Annotated in this window: 13 protein-coding genes; 8 read left to right on the top strand and 5 right to left on the bottom strand. The window is 71.7% G+C overall.

The genetic code is table 11. The features are described 5' to 3' along the window. Positions 1–105 precede the first annotated feature (105 nt). Both ACIBJC_RS20580 and ACIBJC_RS20575 read left to right on the top strand, forming a co-directional pair. Positions 106–1,524 (top strand): hemolysin family protein, encoded by a 1,419-nt coding sequence (locus ACIBJC_RS20580; protein ID WP_399294390.1) that lies wholly within the window; start codon positions 106–108, stop codon positions 1,522–1,524. After that, positions 1,521–2,624 carry a hemolysin family protein gene (locus tag ACIBJC_RS20575; protein WP_399294387.1) on the top strand — a complete coding sequence of 368 codons (1,104 nt, stop codon included), beginning with the start codon at positions 1,521–1,523 and terminating at the stop codon, positions 2,622–2,624. Before ACIBJC_RS20580 ends, ACIBJC_RS20575 begins: the two co-directional genes overlap by 4 nt. Positions 2,625–2,662: 38 nt before the next feature. On the opposite strand, the gene ACIBJC_RS20570 is transcribed toward ACIBJC_RS20575, so the two are convergent. Beyond that, a complete protein-coding gene (locus tag ACIBJC_RS20570; protein ID WP_399294384.1) occupies positions 2,663–4,591 on the bottom strand; it encodes an AAA family ATPase in 1,929 nt (642 codons plus the stop codon). 361 nt (positions 4,592–4,952) lie between these two features. Then, positions 4,953–5,582, bottom strand: a complete 630-nt coding sequence (locus ACIBJC_RS20565) for a hypothetical protein (RefSeq protein WP_399294381.1) — start codon at positions 5,580–5,582, stop codon at positions 4,953–4,955. Positions 5,583–5,832: 250 nt separating this feature from the next. Here ACIBJC_RS20565 and ACIBJC_RS20560 point away from each other — a divergent pair, with 250 nt between their 5' ends. Further along, positions 5,833–7,188, top strand: coding sequence for a peptidase C39 family protein (locus tag ACIBJC_RS20560; RefSeq protein WP_399294378.1), 1,356 nt, complete (start codon positions 5,833–5,835; stop codon positions 7,186–7,188). 19 nt (positions 7,189–7,207) lie between these two features. Here ACIBJC_RS20560 and ACIBJC_RS20555 read toward each other — a convergent pair whose 3' ends face one another. Beyond that, positions 7,208–8,197, bottom strand: a complete 990-nt coding sequence (locus ACIBJC_RS20555; RefSeq protein WP_399294374.1) for an alpha/beta fold hydrolase — start codon at positions 8,195–8,197, stop codon at positions 7,208–7,210. A 276-nt stretch (positions 8,198–8,473) separates the two neighbouring features. Here ACIBJC_RS20555 and ACIBJC_RS20550 point away from each other — a divergent pair, with 276 nt between their 5' ends. Continuing rightward, complete coding sequence (locus tag ACIBJC_RS20550; protein WP_399294371.1) at positions 8,474–8,635, top strand: SCO1431 family membrane protein; 162 nt, start codon at positions 8,474–8,476, stop codon at positions 8,633–8,635. Between the two features lie 86 nt (positions 8,636–8,721). Beyond that, positions 8,722–9,399: a TetR/AcrR family transcriptional regulator gene (locus ACIBJC_RS20545; protein ID WP_399294368.1), complete on the top strand. Its 678-nt coding sequence runs from the start codon at positions 8,722–8,724 to the stop codon at positions 9,397–9,399. Positions 9,400–9,522: 123 nt separating this feature from the next. Here the strand turns inward: ACIBJC_RS20545 and ACIBJC_RS20540 are convergent, their stop codons facing one another. Further along, the gene (locus ACIBJC_RS20540; protein WP_399294365.1) at positions 9,523–10,782 is read right to left on the bottom strand and encodes a glycoside hydrolase family 18 protein; all 1,260 of its coding nucleotides are present in this window, start codon (positions 10,780–10,782) and stop codon (positions 9,523–9,525) included. Positions 10,783–11,217: 435 nt separating this feature from the next. Between ACIBJC_RS20540 and ACIBJC_RS20535 the strand changes: the two genes are divergently transcribed. Beyond that, on the top strand, positions 11,218–12,390 hold the full coding sequence (locus tag ACIBJC_RS20535; RefSeq protein ID WP_399294362.1) for an acyl-CoA dehydrogenase family protein: 1,173 nt from the start codon (positions 11,218–11,220) through the stop codon (positions 12,388–12,390). A 7-nt stretch (positions 12,391–12,397) separates the two neighbouring features. On the opposite strand, the gene ACIBJC_RS20530 is transcribed toward ACIBJC_RS20535, so the two are convergent. Then, positions 12,398–12,796, bottom strand: coding sequence for a hypothetical protein (locus ACIBJC_RS20530; RefSeq protein ID WP_399294360.1), 399 nt, complete (start codon positions 12,794–12,796; stop codon positions 12,398–12,400). Positions 12,797–13,023: 227 nt separating this feature from the next. Here ACIBJC_RS20530 and ACIBJC_RS20525 point away from each other — a divergent pair, with 227 nt between their 5' ends. Together ACIBJC_RS20525 and ACIBJC_RS20520 are read left to right on the top strand one after the other, a co-directional pair. After that, complete coding sequence (locus tag ACIBJC_RS20525; RefSeq protein WP_329828379.1) at positions 13,024–13,464, top strand: Lrp/AsnC family transcriptional regulator; 441 nt, start codon at positions 13,024–13,026, stop codon at positions 13,462–13,464. Positions 13,465–13,655: 191 nt separating this feature from the next. Next, positions 13,656–15,296: an amidohydrolase gene (locus ACIBJC_RS20520; RefSeq protein WP_399294357.1), complete on the top strand. Its 1,641-nt coding sequence runs from the start codon at positions 13,656–13,658 to the stop codon at positions 15,294–15,296. The last annotated feature ends 297 nt before the right edge of the window (positions 15,297–15,593 follow it).

The following is a 15,593-nucleotide window of genomic DNA, read 5'->3' as shown; positions in this document are numbered from 1 at the left end:
CGCGACGGCCCGCGGGGCAATCCTGCGACCCGAGGAGTGACTCCCTCCAGCAATGGACGGATCGTCCGGTAGTACCTGCGCCGCCCCCTTCGACGAGGCGGCGGCATGACCATCCCCCTTCTGCTGCTCGCCGCAGCGTTCCTTCTCATCCTCGCCAACGGCTTCTTCGTGGCGGCCGAGTTCGGCCTCATCACGGTGGACCGCCCCGACGCCGAGCGGGCCGCAGCGGCGGGCGACCGCCGCGCCCGTAGCGTCGTCAGAGCCCTGCGCGAACTCTCCTTCCAGCTCTCCGGCACCCAGCTCGGCATCACCATCACCTCGCTGGTCGTCGGCATGCTCGCCGAGCCCGCGCTCGCCGAACTGCTCGGCGGGCCGCTCGCCGCGACCGGACTGCCCGCCGGGGCCGTCTCCGGCGTCGCGGTGGTGATCGGCATGCTGCTGGCCTCCGCCGTCCAGATGGTGATCGGCGAACTCGTCCCCAAGAACTGGGCGGTCTCCCGGCCGCTCCAGGTCGCGGGCTTCGTGGCGGGGCCGCAGCACCTCTTCTCCACCGTGTTCCGGCCGGTGATCTCCCTGCTCAACACGGTCGCCAACCGGCTCGTCCGGATACTCGGCGTGGAGCCGACCGACGAACTCGCCTCGGCCCGCACCCCCGGCGAGCTCGTCTCCCTGGCCCGCCACTCCGCCCGGGCGGGCACCCTCGAACAGGACACCGCCGACCTGTTCGTACGGACCCTCTCACTCGGCCGGCTCACCGCCCAGCATGTGATGACCCCCCGCGTGAAGGTCAGCGCCCTCCAGGCGGACGCGACGGCGGCGGACGTCGTCAACCTCACGCGGGCCACCGGGCTCTCCCGCTTCCCCGTCTACCGGGAGCGCATCGACGAGATCATCGGCATGGTGCACCTCAAGGACGCGCTCGCCGTCCCCGTGGCGGAGCGGCGGCGTACCCCGGTCGGCCGTATCGCCCTTCCCGCGCTGTTCGTCCCGGAGAGCCTGCCCGTGCAGCAGCTCCTGGAGCGGCTGCGCAACGAGCAGCCGATAGCCGCGGTGGTCGACGAGTACGGCGGTACGGCCGGGGTCGTCACCCTGGAGGACATCGTCGAGGAACTGGTCGGCGAGGTGCGCGACGAGCACGACGCCGAGGGGGACGGGCGGCCGGAACTGGCCCCCGTCGACCCGGTGGACGGCCGGCCCGCCTGGGAGGCCGACGGCAGCGCCCGGGTCCTCACCCTGCGGCGCATCGGACTCGACGTCCCCGAGGGGCCCTACGAGACGCTGGCCGGTCTCGTCGCCGATCTGCTGGGACGCATCCCGGCCCCCGGCGACCGCGCGGAGCTGCCCGGCTGGCGGCTCTCCGTACGCCGGGTGGACCGCTACCGGGCGGAGCGGGTCCGGCTGATACGACTGACGGACGACGGCCCGGCCGAGCCCGTACCGGTGGTACGGGGCGTCCCGGCCGAGGTCCCGGCGCCCGGGCCCGTGCCCGCCGCCGCTCCCGCGATGGCGGAGGGCGTCCGATGAGCGTGCTGCAACTCGCCTTCGCCCTTCTCCTGGTCCTCGCCAACGGCTACTTCGTCGGCGCGGAGTTCGCCCTCGTCTCCGTACGCCGCAGCCAGATCGAACCGCACGCCGCGCGCGGCTCGGCCCGGGCCAGACAGGCGCTGTACGGGCTGGAGCACCTGCCGCAGATGATGGCCGCCGCGCAGTTCGGCATCACCGTCTGCTCCCTGACGCTCGGCGCGGTGGCCGAGCCGACGGTGGCGCGCCTCCTGGAGCCCGTCTTCCACGCGGTACGGGTACCGGAAGGCCTGATCCACCCGCTGGGGTACGTCATCGCCCTGGCGCTGGTCGTCTTCCTGCACCTCGTCATCGGCGAGATGGTCCCCAAGAACCTCGCCATGGCCGCCCCGGAGAAGACCGCGCTCTGGCTCAGCCCCGGTCTGGTCGGCTTCGCCCGGCTCTGCCGGCCGGTCACCGCCGCGCTCGGCGCCTGCGCCCGGCTCGTGCTGCGGGCCTTCCGCGTCGAGCCCAAGGACGAGGTGGAGGCCGTCTTCACCAGCGAGCAGCTCAACCGGCTCGTGGAGGACTCGGGACAGGCGGGGCTGCTGGAACCCGAGGCGCAGGAGCGTCTGGAGGACGCGCTGGAGCTGGGCAGCCGCCCGGTCACCGACGTGCTCCTCACCCGCGCCTCACTGATCACGGTGAACCCGGCCGTCACGCCGAGGGAGATCGAGGAGCTGACGGTACGCACCGGCTACTCCCGCTTCCCGGTGTGCGCGGAGGGCGGCGGCGCCTTCATGGGGTATCTGCACGTCAAGGATGTCCTCGATCTGGAGACGGCGGACCGGGCCGTGCCCCAGCACGTCTGGCGGCCGATGGCGACGCTCAGCGCGGAACTCCCGCTGGACGACGCCCTCACCGTGATGCGCCGCGCGGCCACCCATCTCGCCCAGGTCGCGGACGTGTCCGGGCGGGTGCTCGGCCTGGTGGCCCTGGAGGATGTCCTCGAAATGCTGGTGGGGGAGGTACGGGACCCCTCCCACCGGGAGGTGTCCGCCACCCGGGCGACCCTCGTCGGCGAACAGCGCACGGACCAGGCGGCCCAGGCCCTGGCCCGCTGAACCTCCGGTGCCGGACCGGTCTCCCGGGCCCGGCGGGATCATGTTCCCGTCGGGTCCTGGGAGCCCCGGCCGGCCGGACCGCGCCCGGAGAGCACCTCGCCGTACGCCTGCATCAGGTCGGGCAGCCGCAGCGTCGCCAGGTCATCGCGCGTAGGAGTACCGCTGTAGCCGGAGAGCCGCAGATCGCGGTAGGCGCAGCTCTTCTCGTACAGCGTCCGGACGAACCGGCCGTTGCCCAGCTCGTCGATCCACCCCTGGTCGACCACGTGCCCGCTGATCGAGCGCAGCTCGTCGACGGACTCCTCGTCCCACACGTCACCGTTCTCGGCGGCCAGCACCCCGCCGATCGCGGTCAGTTCGAGCGGCCGGTAGCTCGGGAAGTCGACCCGGCTGGTGAAGCGCGAGGAGAGCCCCGGGTTGGTGGCGAGCAGCCGGTCCATGCCCTCCGGATAGCCCGCCAGGATCACCACGAGATGGTCCCGGTTGTCCTCGGCACGCTTCAGCAGCACCTGAAGGGCCTCGTCGCCGTAGGCGTCACCCTTGCTGTAACCGGAGTTGGAGAGGCTGTACGCCTCGTCGACGAAGAGCACCCCGCCGATCGCCGAGTCGATCAGCTCGTTCGCCTTGACGGCGGTCTGGCCCAGGAACTCGCCGACCAGATCGGCCCGTTGCGCCTCGACGAGATGGTCCCCGCCGAGCAGCCCCAGCGCGTAGAAGATCCGGCCCAGGATGCGCGCCACGGTGGTCTTGCCGGTGCCCGAGGGGCCGGAGAAGACAAAGTGACGTTTCGGCGGCTGGACGGGAAGCCCCTGGCCGGCCCGCAGCCGCGCCATGCGGAGCTGCGCGGATACCGCCTTGACCTGCCGCTTCACCGGTTCGAGCCCGACCATCCGCTCCAGCTCGGCCAGCGCCTCGGCGAGCAGCGCCGGATCCGTCGGCCCCTCGGGGAAGCGCGGCGGCTGCGCGGGCGGGGGCGGCAGCTTCTCCCGGAGCGACTCGGGCGCGACGGGCGGCCCGCTGCCGCCGAGCGGCGGCTGCGGCTCCCTGCCGACCAGGATGTCGGAGCCGAGCGGCCCCTCCGGATCGCTCTGCGCCTGTGCCTGGGGCTGGGCCTCCGTCAGGTCCGCCGCGTCCTGGCCGAGCCCGGCCAGCGCCACGGAGGCCAGCCCCATCGGGTCGTCGGGGCTCTCGTAGCTGTCGTACCCGTCGGAGTCGGTGATCGCGGCGAGCCGCGCCGCCGTGTCCATGAAGGCCGGGTCGAGGCGGTGCACGGCCCGGTAGAGCGGCAGGGCGGCGGCGCTGCGCCCGGTGCCCTCGTGGGCGCGGGCCAGCCAGTACCGCAGCTCCTTGCGCTGGGGCTGCTCGCTGCGGCAGCGCATCAGCGCGGTGGAGAGCAGCGGCTCGGCCTGGCCGAACATCTCCAGCCTGACCCGGGCCATCCCGCCGAAGAGACCCGCCTCGATACCGAGCAGCGGATCGTGGACGAGCTGTTCGGTGTGGCGGCACAACTGGTCCCAGTCCTTGACCAGATAGGCGCGGCAGGCGTGCAGGAAACGCACCTGCGGGTCGGTGTCCACCGGCGGCAGCTCCGCCAACGCCCGGTCCAGCTCGGGCACATGGCGCCCGTCCAGCCAGTGCGAGGCGTGCGCCAGCCGCAGGTCGCGCCCGCTCTCCAGCACGGGCTGGACCCACCAGCCCAGCCAGTACCAGGAGTTCAGGGTGCGGCGGTGGCGGGTGCGCTGCTCGCCGAAGCGGTCGCGATGGCGGTACATGTGGATCAGGGCGGTGGTGGTCTCGACGCGCAGCGCGTGCAGCCCGAGCCAGCCGTCGGCCATCCCGGGATCGAGCCGGACGGCAGTCCTGAACTCCTCCTCCGCCTGGGGATACGCCCCCATGGTGTAGGCGTCCACCCCGCGCACCCAGGCGAGGTCGGCCGGGGCTCCCGTGCCCTGCGTGCCGATATCCATCAGGTCCCCCACAAACCGTGCCCCCGTGATGTCCCGCCGGGCGGGCGCCCGTCGGCAGCGTACTGAACCACCATGACGCGGACGGGAATTGACCGCACTCAGAGGCATCGTACCTGCGCAGAGTGTGTGCGACTAAGGGCGCCGCGTACCGCGTCGCCCAGTGACCCAGGGTGAGCGGGTGAGGGGGCGCGGGGCCCGGAAAACGGCGAAGAGGGCAGAACGAAGCCCCCGATCACGGGGGAACAACCGGGGGCTTCGCGTCTGCGGCGGCTCCGAAAAGCCGCACATTAAGAACGTAAGACCTGCCCTGCCCGCTGGTCAAGCCGAGTTGGGCACTCTGCGCGCGTCGATTTCCGACTGCTCAGTATGGTGGCCTCGGGCGGTCACGGTGGGTAATGGTTTGGTCCTGCCTCGCGGTCGCGTGAGGCATCGGGCTCATCACATACCCCTCCTGCCCCTCTCGTACCAGAGCGTCGGAAAAGGGACGAGACGGGTCCGTCGCGAAATGGCGTGTCTCCGCCACTGTCCAACCGTCCCAGAAGGCGGACTGCGCCTCTCCGTCCCGGCGGCGCCCCCGCTCCCAGGACTCCTCGGCGCTCCGCTCCATCCAGAACAGCCCGGCGAGATACGGCCGCAGCGCCCGCCGGCCGGCCCCGACCCCCTCCACGAGAACCACGGGGGCGGCGGGCAGCGCGCGCGGCGCGGTGAAGCGGCGCAGCGTCCAGTCGTACGGCGTGTAGCGCGCGGTCGCGCCACGCGTGAACGGCTCGATGACCTGCGCCGTCAGCCGGGGCACCCACGCGAACAGCTCCTCGTGGCTCGCCACGTCGTCCAGCCGCAGCACGGGCGCGCCGCCGAGCGCCGCCGCGAGCCGCGCCGCGAAGGTGCTCTTGCCGGATCCGGCGTGGCCGTCCACCGCGATCAGCCGCACCGGACCGCAGGAGGGCGGCAGAGCGCGCAGCCGCGCGGCCAGGGCGGTGAGGTCGTCCATACGGCCCAGCCTACGAGCCGGAAGGGTCCTGGCGGTGTCCGGTGCCCGGCCACCGCAGGTCATGCCACTGGTGGAGACCAATATTGCTCGGCCGACGCGGTGCGAATCGCTGGCAGAAGCCCGCCGGGAGCCGGGATAGTGGACCACTGTCGACCCGTCACCCTCCCGCCGCCGCACGCTCCTTCGGCTCCCTCCGCCTCTTCCCGTCCGCGCCTCTCCGTCTCTCCCCGCCCGTCGACCGGAGGTTCCCATGACCCGTCCCCCCTCGCGCAGAACCGTTCTCGCCGCCGCGCTCGCGGCCACCGCGGCCACCGGGGCGGGCGCCGCCCTGCCGGCCGGAGCGGCGGCGGTCCCCGGCGCCCCGGCGCAGCCGCTCGTGGACAACGCGTTCTGGACCTCGTACGCCGACTGGCGGGCCGGTACCGCCGACGGCGTCCGCGCCGTCTCCGGCGCCCGGCCCTCGCTGGTCATCGGCGCCCCCGCGGGATCCACCGGCTACACCGACCCGCACACCGGGAAGAGCGCCACGTGGGAGTACGCCACCTGGACCTCACCCCTCCACCGCTCGAAGGTCCCCGCCACCGAGGTGATCGCCTCCTGGAACGCGCGGACCCCGGCGGGCACCTGGCTCCAGGTCGAACTGCGCGGGCAGTACGCCGACGGCACCGACACCCCGTGGTACGTGATGGGCCGCTGGACCTCGGGCGACGGGGACGGCGACATCCGGCGCACCTCGCTGGACGACCAGAGCGACGGCCGCAGCACCGTCTGGACGGACACCTTCGCGGTGGACGACGCGTCGACCGGGACGCGCCTCGTCTCGTACCGGCTGCGCCTCACCCTCTACCGCACCCCGGGCAGCGGTCTCACCCCGGTGGTCCACCGGGTCGGCGCGATGGCCTCCGACATCCCGGACCGGTTCACCGTCCCGGCCTCCACGCCGGGGCTCGCGCGCGAGCTGACCGTGCCGCGCTACTCGCAGAACACGCACATCGGGCAGTACCCCGAGTACGACAACGGCGGCGAGGCCTGGTGCAGCCCCACCTCCTCGCAGATGATCATCGAGTACTGGGGGCGCGTCCCCACCGCCGACGAACTGGCCTGGGTGAACCCGGACTTCGACGATCCGCAGGTGTGCCACGCGGCCCGGTTCACCTTCGACTACCAGTACGAGGGCTGCGGCAACTGGCCCTTCAACGCCGCCTACGCCGCCACGTACCGGGACATGAGCTCCGCCGTCACCCGGCTCGGCTCGCTCGCCGACGTGGAGACGCTGGTGGGCGCGGGCATCCCCGTCATCACCTCGCAGTCCTTCCTCAAGGAGGAGCTGACGGGGGCGGGTTACGGCACCTCCGGCCACCTGATGACGGTCATCGGCTTCACACCCGAGGGCGACGTGATCGCCAACGACCCCGCCTCGCCGAGCAACACGGCCGTACGCCGGGTCTACCGCCGCGCCGAGTGGGAGACGATCTGGCTCCGCACCAAGCGGTACAACGCGTCCGGCAAGGTCGCCTCCGGCACCGGCGGGGTCTGTTACGTCTACTGGCCCGCGAAGCCGTCCGCCGCGCAGTGCCGGGAACTACGGGCGGTCGGTCTGCTCTGACGGCGCGCCGCGGACGGGGTCAGGACGCGGGCAGCGAGCGCAGCCACTCCACCAGGAGCCCGTTGACCTCGTCCGCCCGCTCCTGCTGCACCCAGTGGCCGACGCCTTCGAGGAGGTGCGAGGAGACCAGGCCCGGCAGCGTGGTGGGGTAGTTCGCGATGGCGTCCGCCATCCAGGTGGTGGACGCGTCGAGCGTGCCGCCGATGAAGAGCGACGGCTGACGGATCGGCGCCCCGTCCCACGCGGCGAGGTCCTCCCAGTCCCGGTCGACGTTGCGGTAGCGGTTCAGCGCCCCGGTCGGCCCGGTCCGCTCGAACTCGCCCGCGTAGAGGTCGAGATCGGCCTCCGACAGCCAGGAGGGCAGCGGCCCGGACGGGAAACGGTCGGAGAGCTTCCCGCCCTTGGGCACGAAGAAGAGGCTGTCCTTGTTCTCCGGCATCGTGTCGGCCGACAGCCCGGCGTAGAACCCGGCCAGCCATCCCCGTACATCCGGCTCGATCTCCGCCTCCGCACGGCCCGGCCGCTGGAAGTAACTGACGTAGAACTCCTCGTCCCCGCCGATCATCCCGAAGGCGTCGCTCGGCCGGAACCCGTTCCTGGGGGAGTACGGGACGCTCATCAGCCCCACGGCGGTGAAGACATCGGGCCTGAGCAGCGCGGAGTTGGCGGCGATGGGGGAGCCCCAGTCATGGCCGACGACCACCGCGCTCTCCTCGCCGAGGGCGCGCACCACACCGGCGTTGTCGGAGACATGGGCGAGCATCCGGTACGCCGCCACATCGGCCGGCTTCGACGAGCGCCCGTAGCCGCGCACGTCGACGGCGACCGCACGGTACCCGGCGGCGGCCAGCGCCGGAAGCTGGTGGCGCCAGGAGTACCAGGACTCGGGAAAGCCGTGGACGAGCAGGACCAGCGGCCCGGTGCCCTGTTCCGCGACATGGATCCGGCCGCCGGGAACCTCCACCAGCCGGTGCTTCACATCCGGGTGTGCCGTCGGCATCGCTGACATCACTGCTCCTCGATCGGTGGTGCTTCGGTACCACGATCATTCGGGCGGGCTCACGGCGCCCGCAAGAATTTTGCGGGTTCGGCAAAACCGGAGTGTGGTGTGGACCACAGGACGGGGCGGCCGGCCCCGTCCTCGTACGCCCGGACACGACGGACCGGCGGGCCGGTGACGTACGTCTCTACCCGGAGGCCGGTTTCTCCGGCACATTGGTCGGGTCACCGCCCCGGTGGTGACCCCGGGGGGACATCCACCGCCGTACGACTGAACGAGATGTCCATGACTGCCACCGCATCATTCGCCACCACGCTCGGCCGCGCCCGCGAGCGGGCCCGTACCGGAGGCCCCAAGGACGACGGACCCGAGCTTCTGGAGCACCTGCTCGGCTGGACCCTGGTCGTCCTGGTCGCCGTCCTCGTCAGCCACACGGGTCTTCTCTGACCACACCGCGGGACCGCGCGTCATCTCTGCAATACTGCGGGAATTCCTGCGGGAACACCGTGGCAGCCGGAGACCAGGACGCGAATTTGAATCGTAGTCAACAGCGTGGACCGTCCCTGCGATCACAGGTACGGCGCTCCGAACTCATCGCAACCGGCCGGAAGTTGTTTGCCGACACCTCGTACGACGCGCTGTCGATGGACGACATCGCCCAGCACGCGGGGGTCGCCAAGGGACTGATCTACTACTACTTCAAGAACAAGCGCGGCTACTATCTCGCCATTGTCGAGGACTCGGTCGCCGAACTCGTCTCGCTCGCCTCCGGCGGCGCCGAACTGCCGCGCACCCAGCGGGTGCAGCGCACCGTCGAGGCCTATCTGCGCTTCGCCCAGTACAACGAGTCGGCTTACCGCACCATCATCACCGGTGGCGTCGGCTTCGACACCCAGGTCCAGGCGATCCGCGACGCGGTGAGGACCGGCCTGGTCGCCACGGTCGCCCAAGGCGCATACGGCCACCAGGACATCCCGCCGATCGCACGGCTCGCCCTGCTCGGCTGGCTCAGCAGCGTCGAGTGGCTCACGCTCGAATGGCTGGAGCACCGGGACGAGTTGCAGCGGGAGATCCCCCGAGATCTGCTCGTCAGGATGTTGCGCCACACGCTCAACACCATCGAGGAGTTCGCGCCGGAGTGCCCGGCGCCGCCCCAGGACCTCGACTGGATCCCCTTCACGGGCCACGGCCCGGGACCGGACACGCCGTAGCCGGTCACGGGACCCGGAGACGGGGACGCCGGGGGCGGGGGCCGATCGGGCGCCCCGCCCCCGGCGCGTTCCCGGGGTCCTGCGTCACACGATGTTCCGACGCGATGTTCCAGTACGCATGTTCTAGTTGATGGCCTTGATCAGCTCACCGTTCGCGGTGTCGCCGCTCAGCTCCCAGAAGAAGGTGCCGCCCAGGCCCTGCTGGTCCTTGTACGCCATCTTCCCGGCGATCGTGGCCGGGGTGTCGTAGCTCCACCACTGGTCGCCGCAGAAGGCGTACGCGGTGCCGCCGACCGTGCCGTTGGCCGGGCAGCGGTCCTTCAGGAGCTTGTAGTCCTCGATGCCCGCCTCGTACTTCCCCGGTGCCGCGCCCGTCGCGGTGCCGCCCGGCGCCGCCTGGGAGACGCCGGACCAGCCGCGCCCGTAGAAGCCGATGCCCAGCAGCAGCTTCTCGGACGGGACGCCGATGCTCTTGAGCTTGGAGATCGCGGTGTCCGAGTCGAAGCCCTGCGTCGGGATGCCCGCGTACGAGGTCAGCGGCGAGTGCGGGGCTGTGGGGCCCTGCGCGGCGAAGGCGCCGAAGAAGTCGTACGTCATCGGGTTGTACCAGTCGAGGTACTGCGCGGCGCCCGCGTAGTCCGCGGCGTCGATCTTCCCGCCGTCCGTGCCGTCGGCGGTGATCGCCGCCGTCACCAGGTCGGAGCCGAACGCGCCACGCAGCTCCGCCGCCATGTTCCTGAAGGCGTCCCGGCCACTGCTGTCACAGGTCAGCCCGCAGGCGTTCGGGTACTCCCAGTCGATGTCGATCCCGTCGAACACATCGGCCCAGCGCGGGTCCTCCACCAGGGCGCGGCAGGACTGCGCGAACGCCGCCGGGTTCTTCGCCGCCTCCGCGAAACCGCCGGACCAGGACCAGCCGCCGAAGGACCAGATCACCTTGAGGCCGGGGTGCATCGCCTTGAGCTTGCGCAGCTGGTTGAAGTTGCCGCGCAGCGGCTGGTCCCAGGTGTCGGCGGCGCCGTCCACGCTCTGGTCGGCGGTGTACGCCTTCTCGTAGTCCGCGTACGAGTCGCCGATGGCGCACTTGCCGCCGGTGACATTGCCGAAGGCGTAGTTGATGTGCGTGAGCTTGCCGGCCGAGCCGGACGTCTCGATGTTCTTGACGTGGTAATTACGGTCGTAGACACCCCAGTTGGTGAAGTATCCGATGACCTTGTCCCCGGCCGCTGCGGCCGGCGCGGCAGCGGGTGCGGCCGGCGCGGGGGAGGTCTCGCCGGCCGTGGCAGTGCCCGCCCCGGAGAGCAGGGTCACCCCGAGAACGGCGGTGCACGCGGCGGCGGTCAGCGCCCGGAAACGGGTGCGGGAACGGTGGAACCTGAGCATGAAGTCTCCTCGTGGGGGAGAGGAAGCAGGAAGCACTGGTATGGGGGAAGGGCCTGCCATGGCGCCGACTGGGCAGAGATGTCAGGCGAGTTGGGATGGGCTGGTGAAGCGGGCTTCAGGAGGGGACGTTAGAAGGACTAGACCACTGGGGTCAATGGTGCGGACCAATCCGATGTCGCCCCGGGCCCCGTCCGGTACCGCCTCCGACCGCCCCGGGCCACGCCGGGCACATGATCATCGACCCGTGACGCGGGCCCTCCGATCAGGCATACTCGACGCGCCACAGCTTCTGATCAGACCCTGCCGCGATCCGGGAGGGCAGCATCAGTGAGGCAGGTACGACGGTCCGGGGACCTCCCCGGACCCCACGCAGACGGCGCCGCCCACACCCCGCGCGCGACCGTCGCAGTGCCCGACAGGGAGGAGAGCGCCGCCATGTCCGACCGCGCCCCGCGAACGGTGGACCGTCTGTTGCCCACCGAGGAGGCCCAGGACCTCGTCGCCCTCGTACGCGACATCAGCCGGCGGGAGATCGCCCCGAAGGCCGCCGAGGAGGAGGACGCCGGGCACTTCCCGCGCGAACTCTTCCGTCTGCTCTCCGCCTCCGGCCTGCTCGCCCTCCCCTACGACACCGCCCTCGGCGGCGGGGGTCAGCCCTACGAGGTCTACCTCCAGGTCCTCGAAGAACTCGCCGCCGTCCGCCTCACCGTGGGCCTCGGCGTCAGCGTCCACACCCTCGCCTGCCACGCCCTCGCCGGCTACGGCAGCAAGGACCAGCAGACCGAACTCCTCCCCGAGATGCTGGGCGGCGGCCTGCTCGGCGCGTACTGCCTCTCCGAACCCGCCTCGGGCTCCGACGCCGCCTCGCTCCGTACGAAGGCGGTACGGGACGGCGACCACTGGGTCCTCACCGGCACCAAGGCATGGATCACCCACGGCGGGATCGCGGACTTCTACACCGTGCTCGCCCGTACCGGCGCGGACGGCCCACGCGGCATCACCGCGTTCCTCGTACCCGGCGACGCGCCCGGACTGAACGCGGCCCCGCCCGAGAAGAAGATGGGCATGAAGGGCTCGCCCACCGCCCAACTCCACTTCGACGGCGTACGCGTGACCGACGACCGCCGGATCGGCGACGAGGGGCAGGGCTTCACGATCGCGCTCTCCGCGCTCGACTCGGGACGCCTCGGCATCGCCGCCTGCGCCGTCGGCGTCGCCCAGGCCGCCCTGGACGAGGCCGTCGCATACGCCACCGGACGGCGGCAGTTCGGCAGGCCCGTCGCGGACTTCCAGGGGCTGCGCTTCCTGCTCGCCGACATGGCCACCCGCATCGAGGCCGGACGCGCGCTCTACCTCGCCGCGGCGCGGCTGCGCGACACGGGACGGCCCTTCTCCCAACAGGCCGCCATGGCCAAGCTGTTCTGCACCGACATGGCCATGCAGGTCACCATCGACGCCGTACAGGTACTCGGCGGCTACGGCTACACGGCAGACTTCCCGGCGGAGCGCTATCTGCGCGAGGCGAAAGTGCTCCAGATCGTCGAAGGCACCAACCAGATCCAGCGGATGGTGATCGCACGCCATCTCGCGGGTCCGGAGACCCGCTGACGGAACCTCAGGCGGCGTGCCGCTGCATCGTCGGCACCTTGAACGGGCGCGAGCCCGGACCGCCGACGTGCGAGAAGGGCTGCGTACGCCAGTCGAGCCCCTGGGGCAGCGTCAGCAGCAGCGCGGTCTCCTGCTCCTGGGCCTCGTACGACGAGTCGGCGGGCCGCGCCTCGGACGCGGCGCGGCCCGTACCGGCACACACCGACAGCACGAACGGGTTCCACGGGGTCGGGCACAGCGCGTGCTCCGGCAGGGTGTCCTCGTCGGCGAGCAGCGCGATCGGCTGCACGCAGTCCGGGCAGACGACCCGGAACATCTCGAAGGTGTCGTAGGAGTCGATCTCGTCACTCTCGTCGAGGTCGACGGGGACCGGCTCGGTACGTCCGGCGTGCTTCAGGCTCTGCATGGAGACATTCCCCCTCGGATGGGCCGACCAGGCTGCTGTGGTCTCGACCACAGCAAGCACTTCCCGTCGCGCGCGCCAGGTAACCGTAAGGTCTCGGTGGACCCGGCCACAGGTATGTGGTCTTCGTCACATGCCACCCGCAGATGCGTGCGGAAGCGGCCCCTCCGCCAGGCCGCGGCACCGGCCCGACTGTGCCGGAACGCCCCTGGGGCAATAGGTTGATCCACATGGAGGAGCTGGATCGTCAGATCGTGGAATTGCTCGTCAAGGACGGCCGGATGAGCTACACCGACCTGGGCAAGGCCACAGGCCTGTCCACCTCGGCGGTACATCAGCGCGTACGCCGCCTGGAGCAGCGCGGAGTGATCCGCGGCTACGCCGCCGTGGTCGACCCGGAGACGGTCGGCCTGCCCCTCACCGCGTTCATCTCCGTCAAACCCTTCGACCCCAGCGCCCCCGACGACATCGCGGAACGGCTCTCCGGCATCCCGGAGATCGAGGCGTGCCACAGCGTGGCCGGCGACGAGAACTACATCCTCAAGGTCCGGGTCCCCACCCCGCTGGAACTCGAACACCTCCTCACCCGGATCCGCTCCCTGGCAGGCGTCTCCACCCGCACGACGGTGGTCCTCTCCACCCCCTACGAATCCCGGCCGCCTTCTTTTTAGAGGGCTCGTTCGCCTCCGGGGCGCTTTATGTCGGCGCCGACGGTCGACCGTGCTCGATTCGTTCGTTCCTCACGAACCTGTGCGCGCAGGCCCCGAGGAACGAGGGGCCGAGCACGGTCGACCGTCGACAGTGGCACAAGGCGCCCCGGAGGCGAACCGAGCCCTCAAAAAAAGCAGGCAGACTGGTGCTCATGAGTGACCGCACTGGCTCCCAGGCCGACCACCGCACCGTGCTTCTGCGCCGTGGAGAAGTCCACAGCCCCGCCGATCCCTTCGCCACCGCGATGCTCGTCGAGCGAGGGCATGTCTCCTGGGTGGGATCCGAGGGTGCCGCGGATTCGTTCGTCGCCGGGGCCGATGAGGTGGTCGATCTGGACGGTGCGCTCGTCACGCCCGCGTTCACCGATGCCCATGTGCACACCACGGCGACCGGTCTCGCCCTCACCGGGCTGGATCTGTCCGGTGCCGCCAGTCTCGCGGAGGCGCTCGCGCTCGTCCGGGCGCACAGTGCCGCGCGCCCGGACGAGCGGATCCTGCTCGGGCACGGATGGGACGCCGAGCGCTGGCCCGAGCGGCGGGCGCCCACGCGGGGCGAGTTGGACGACGCGGCCGGTGGCCGGCCGCTCTATCTGCCGCGGGTCGATGTGCACTCGGCCGTCGTGACCACGGCCCTGCTCGATCTGGTCCCCGGCGTCACCTCCCTGGCCGGCTACCGCCCCGAGGGGCCTCTGACGGACTCCGCCCACCACGTCGTACGCGAGGCCGCCCACGGGGCCGTCAGTGGCCGTCAGCGCACCGAGGCGCAGCGCGCGGCCCGCGACCGGGCCGCTTCCCTCGGGATCGGCACGCTCCACGAGTGCGCGGGGCCCGAGATCTCCGACGAGGAGGACTTCACCGCGCTGCTGGCGCTCGCCCGGGACGAGGCGGGGCCGCGGATCCACGGCTACTGGGCGGAGCAGGTCGGGGACGAGAAGGGCGCCCGGCGCGTCCGGGAGCTGGGGGCGGCGGGCGCCGCGGGCGATCTGTTCGTGGACGGCTCGCTCGGCTCGCACACCGCCGCCCTGCACGAGCCGTACGCCGACGCCGCCCACACCGGTGCCGCGCACCTGGACGCCGCCGCGGTGTCCGCCCATGTCGCGGCGTGCACCGAGGCGGGGCTCCAGGCCGGGTTCCACGCCATCGGCGACGCCGCGATCAGCACCGTCGTGGCCGGGGTGCGGGCCGCCGCCGAGCGGCTCGGCCTGGCGCGGATCCGGGCGGCCAGGCACCGCGTCGAACACGCCGAGATGCTCACCCCGGAGACCGTCGCCGCCTTCGCCGAACTCGGGCTCACCGCCTCCGTCCAGCCCGCCTTCGACGCGGTCTGGGGCGGCGACGAGGGCATGTACGCGCGCCGGCTCGGCGTCGAGCGGGCCCGTACCCTCAACCCGTACGCGGCGCTGCTGCGCGCCGGGGTGCCGCTGGCCCTCGGCTCCGACAGTCCGGTCACCCCGCTCGACCCGTGGGGGACCGTGCGGGCCGCCGCCTTCCATCGCACCCCCGGCCACCGGATCTCCGTACGGGCCGCGTTCACCGCCCACACCCGGGGCGGCTGGCGGGCCGTCGGCCGTGACGACGCGGGGACGCTGGTGCCGGGCGCCCCGGCCGACTACGCGCTCTGGCGCACCGAGGAGCTGGTGGTCCAGGCGCCCGACGACCGGGTGGCGCGCTGGTCCACGGATCCGCGCTCCGGGACGCCGGGTCTGCCGGATCTCACGCCGGGGCGCCCGCTGCCCGTATGCCTGCGGACCGTTGTCGCCGGGCGTACCGTGTTCGTGAGCCCGAACGAGTGACGTAGGGACATTTCGTACCGCCGGTCGATGCTTACCGGCCTCTGCCGCGACCTGCGGATCTTCCGCACTGACCTGGTGTTTCTGGTCAACATCGCAGGTCAAATGGGTATTGACAGTGAGCCTCCACCGGCGGGTAGGTTCGGCCGGGTCCACCACAGGACGTCCGTCCGGCAACCTCCACGCACGTCGTCGAACGCCGCTGGGCCATGGGGCGGTGTGCCGCACCGGCGCACCGCCACTGGGAGCCAGGTCCAGCGCCCGCGTCTCGGGGGCGAGGGAAGGTTTCCGCCGGCCGGC

The sequence above is a fragment of the Streptomyces sp. NPDC050509 genome, from assembly GCF_044457965.1.
Classification (GTDB): Bacteria; Actinomycetota; Actinomycetes; order Streptomycetales; family Streptomycetaceae; genus Streptomyces.
The sequence above is the reverse complement of the archived record's forward strand: the minus strand, read 5'-3'. Positions and strand labels throughout refer to the sequence as shown.

Excerpts from the sequence above, each read along its gene's own strand:
- ACIBJC_RS20580 (WP_399294390.1), top strand. The coding sequence starts at position 106 with ATGACCATCCCCCTTCTGCTGCTCGCCGCAGCGTTCCTTCTCATCCTC.
- ACIBJC_RS20565 (WP_399294381.1), bottom strand. The coding sequence starts at position 5,582 with ATGGACGACCTCACCGCCCTGGCCGCGCGGCTGCGCGCTCTGCCGCCC.
- ACIBJC_RS20535 (WP_399294362.1), top strand. The coding sequence starts at position 11,218 with ATGTCCGACCGCGCCCCGCGAACGGTGGACCGTCTGTTGCCCACCGAG.
- ACIBJC_RS20555 (WP_399294374.1), bottom strand. The coding sequence starts at position 8,197 with ATGTCAGCGATGCCGACGGCACACCCGGATGTGAAGCACCGGCTGGTG.
- ACIBJC_RS20540 (WP_399294365.1), bottom strand. The coding sequence starts at position 10,782 with ATGCTCAGGTTCCACCGTTCCCGCACCCGTTTCCGGGCGCTGACCGCC.
- ACIBJC_RS20560 (WP_399294378.1), top strand. The coding sequence starts at position 5,833 with ATGACCCGTCCCCCCTCGCGCAGAACCGTTCTCGCCGCCGCGCTCGCG.
- ACIBJC_RS20575 (WP_399294387.1), top strand. The coding sequence starts at position 1,521 with ATGAGCGTGCTGCAACTCGCCTTCGCCCTTCTCCTGGTCCTCGCCAAC.
- ACIBJC_RS20550 (WP_399294371.1), top strand. The coding sequence starts at position 8,474 with ATGACTGCCACCGCATCATTCGCCACCACGCTCGGCCGCGCCCGCGAG.
- ACIBJC_RS20520 (WP_399294357.1), top strand. The coding sequence starts at position 13,656 with ATGAGTGACCGCACTGGCTCCCAGGCCGACCACCGCACCGTGCTTCTG.
- ACIBJC_RS20530 (WP_399294360.1), bottom strand. The coding sequence starts at position 12,796 with ATGCAGAGCCTGAAGCACGCCGGACGTACCGAGCCGGTCCCCGTCGAC.
- ACIBJC_RS20570 (WP_399294384.1), bottom strand. The coding sequence starts at position 4,591 with ATGGATATCGGCACGCAGGGCACGGGAGCCCCGGCCGACCTCGCCTGG.
- ACIBJC_RS20525 (WP_329828379.1), top strand. The coding sequence starts at position 13,024 with ATGGAGGAGCTGGATCGTCAGATCGTGGAATTGCTCGTCAAGGACGGC.